The 3,028-nt window shown below is 65.1% G+C and carries 2 protein-coding genes; one reads left to right on the top strand and one right to left on the bottom strand.

The features are described from left to right. The first annotated feature begins 417 nt into the window (after positions 1–417). Positions 418–939, top strand: a complete 522-nt coding sequence (locus JE47_RS0119905) for a single-stranded DNA-binding protein (protein ID WP_031461418.1) — start codon at positions 418–420, stop codon at positions 937–939. Between the two features lie 1,822 nt (positions 940–2,761). Here the strand turns inward: JE47_RS0119905 and JE47_RS22380 are convergent. Beyond that, the coding region (locus JE47_RS22380; protein WP_035420184.1) for a hypothetical protein at positions 2,762–3,028 on the bottom strand (267 nt) is incomplete at its 5' end.

Below are 3,028 nucleotides of genomic sequence, written 5' to 3'. Positions count from 1 at the left end.
TCTCCTCCGGTATGCGGCTGACACCCGTCGTTCAATCGAGACCCACCCTTGAGGACAGGCGCCCCCTCACGCGATTGCCTTTAAGTGCGCACGCCTCCGGCCCGCCGCCTCCGGTATGCGGCTGACACCCACCGTTGCTCCTATCAGCAAGTCATCAGGGCGGGTTCACGCCTCAACCTTCCCCTTCCTCCCTCTTGTAGAAGAGGAAAAGGGCCGGGGAAGGTGAGGGAGCGAGGCGTAATCTACAGCATGTATCCTGAAAACCTCGAAAAGACCCAAAATGTTCAAGCAAAAAACCTTGACGAAGGAGCGAGCGGTATGCTATAATTCGCACAATAGTTCGAGATCGTGCGGGAAAGCTCTCGCTCGGTTCGGTACAGATGGGACGATAACACACGAGAGACGAGGAGGGTTGACATGGCAAAGGATCTAAACAAGGTACAACTAACGGGTCATCTCGGCGCCGATCCGGAAATGCGTTACACTGCTCAGGGAAGCGCAGTAACGACCTTCCGAGTGGCGAGCAACCGCACGTGGCGCGACAAAGATGGCAACACCCACGAAGAGACCGAGTGGTTCCGCATTGTCGCGTGGGACAAGCTCGGTGAAATCTGCAATCAATACCTCACCAAAGGAACCCGCGTCTATATCGAGGGTCGCCTCCAGACCCGCAAGTGGACCGACCGCGACGGTCAGGATCGGTACACCACCGAGGTCATTGCTCAGGATATGATCATTCTCTCCCCGAAAGGTGAGCGTGGCCCTGTTCCTGATGTCGAACCATCATACGAAGAGCCGGTTGATGAGACGGTACGCCGTATCCCACCACCGGCAAACTCACGCCCGGCCAATACTCCTCCCCCAGCCCGTACACCAGCGAGCAAGATACCATCACGGAACCAGCCACAACCGATTGACGACGAGGACATTCCGTTCTAGCCTTCATCAAGGCGAGAAGGTTCACCGATAGAGGAGGTAAACGTTTTTTCCTGGTCGGCAGGGACGCGCAGGTGTGACGACCGTGAGCGGCTCTGACCTACAGACGGCGCGCTAGTTTTCCTCGTTCAGCAGGCGCACGCGGGTGTGACGGGGCGAGGTTCCACGCCGTCTACCCGCGCTGTCCCGCATCGGCAGGAAGGATGGCGCTTTTCACCGGTCAGCAGGCGCACGCGGGTGTAACAGAGCGAGGTTCCACGCCGTCCATCTGCGCTGTCTCGCGCCAGCAGGGGGATAGCGCGGTTGCACCGGTCAGCAGGCGCACGCGGGTGTGACGGGGCGAGGTTCCACGCCGTCTACCCGCGCGGTCCCACGTCGGCAGGGGGATGGCGCTTTTCACCGGTCAGCAGGCGCACGCGGGGCGGACAGAGCGAGGTTCCACGCCGCTCATTTGCGCTGTCTCGCGCCAGCAGGGGGGACAGCGCGGTTGCACCGGTCAGCAGGAGTACGCGGGTGTGACGGGGCGAGGTTCCACGCCGTCTACCCGCGCTGTCCCACGTCGGCAGGGGGATGGTGCTTTTCACCGGTCAGCAGGCGCACGCGGGTGTAACGGGGCGAGGTTCCACGCCGTCTACCCGCACGGTCCCGCGTCGGCAGGAAGGATGGCGCTTTTCACCGGTCAGCAGGCGCACGCGGGTGTGACGGGGCGAGGTTCCACGCCGTCTACCCGCGCGGTCCCACGTCGGCAGGGAGGATGGCGCTTTTCACCGGTCAGCAGGCGCACGCGGGTGTAACAGAGCGAGGTTCCACGCCGTCTACCCGCGCGGTCCCACGTCGGCAGGGGGATGGCGCTTTTCACCGGTCAGCAGGCGCACGCGGGTGTAACAGAGCGAGGTTCCACGCCGTCCATCCGCACGGTCCCGCATCGGCAGGAAGGATGGCGCTTTTCACCGGTCAGCAGGCACACGCGGGTGTGACGGGGCGAGGTTCCACGCCGTCTACCCGCGCTGTCCCACGTCGGCAGGGGGATGGCGCTTTTCACCGGTCAGCAGGCGCACGCGGGTGTAACAGAGCGAGGTTCCACGCCGTCTACCCGCGCTGTCCCACGTCGGCAGGGAGGATGGCGCTTTTCACCGGTCAGCAGGCACACGCGGGTGTGACGGGGCGAGGTTCCACGCCGTCTACCCGCGCTGTCCCACGTCGGCAGGGGGATGGCGTTTTTCACCGGTCAGCAGGCGCACGCGGGGCGGACAGAGCGAGGTTCCACGCCGCTCATTTGCGCTGTCTCGCGCCAGCAGGGGGGACAGCGCGGTTGCACCGGCCAGCAGGAGTACAAGGGGCGGACAGAGCGAGGTTCCACGCCGTCCATCTGCGCTATCCCGCGCCAGCGAGGGGGATAGCGTGGTTGCACCGGTCAGCAGGCGCACGCGGGTGTGACGGGGCGAGGTTCCACGCCGTCTACCCGCGCTGTCCCACGTCGGCAGGGAGGATGGCGCTTTTCACCGGTCAACACGCACACGCGGGTGTAACAGAGCGAGGTTCCACGCCGTCTACCCGCGCTGTCCCACGTCGGCAGGGAGGATGGCGCTTTTCACCGGTCAGCAGGCGCACGCGGGTGTGACGGGGCGAGGTTCCACTCCGTCTACCCGCACGGTCCCGCGTCGGCAGGGGGATGGCGCTTTTCACCGGTCAGCAGGCGCACGCGGGTGTGATGGGGCGAGGTTCCACGCCGTCCATCCGCGCGGTCCCACGTCGGCAGGGAGGATGGCGCTTTTCACCGGTCAGCAGGCGCACGCGGGTGTAACAGAGCGAGGTTCCACGCCGTCTACCCGCACGGTCCCACGTCGGCAGGGGGATGGCGCTTTTCACCGGTCAGCAGGCGCACGCGGGGCGGACAGAGCGAGGTTCCACGCAGTCCATCTGCGCTGTCTCGCGCCAGCAGAGGGGATAGCGCGGTTGCACCGGCCAGCAGGAGTACAAGGGGCGGACAGAGCGAGGGTCCACGCCGCTCATTTGCGCTGTCTCGCACCAGCAGGGGGGACAGCGCGGTTGCACCGGCCAGCAGGAGTACAAGGGGCGGACAGAGCGAGGG

Source organism: Chloroflexus sp. MS-G (genome assembly GCF_000735195.1).
In the GTDB taxonomy this organism is placed as follows: domain Bacteria; phylum Chloroflexota; class Chloroflexia; order Chloroflexales; family Chloroflexaceae; genus Chloroflexus.
The sequence above is the reverse complement of the archived record's forward strand: the minus strand, read 5'-3'. Positions and strand labels throughout refer to the sequence as shown.